Below are 252 nucleotides of genomic sequence, written 5' to 3' on the forward strand. Positions count from 1 at the left end.
CGACGTCGGTCGGATGCGTTTCGCTATGAACCCGGCAGGTCCCGTCGTCGCGTCTGCTACGCGACGCCATGGCCTGGCGCTCACGCTTTTGCTGCTGGCGTTTGCGTAAATTGGCACGTAAGGCTTCGGCAAGCCGCCCAAACCTCAGCTCCTTATCGAAATCTGCCGTGGGATCTGGAACGTCGCCCGAAGCTTCCACAGGATCGCTCATGGCTTTCTGTCCTTTTGCCTGCCGCATTCTCCGACATCGTT

General features: G+C 59.5%; 1 protein-coding gene. It reads right to left on the reverse strand.

The features are described 5' to 3' along the window. A partial coding sequence (locus QF629_07000) for a hypothetical protein (GenBank protein ID MDP6013277.1) occupies window positions 1-211 on the reverse strand: 211 nt, incomplete at its 3' end. Window positions 212-252 lie beyond the last annotated feature (41 nt).

This window comes from Alphaproteobacteria bacterium (assembly GCA_030739735.1).
Taxonomy (GTDB): Bacteria; Pseudomonadota; Alphaproteobacteria; order UBA7887; family UBA7887; genus UBA7887.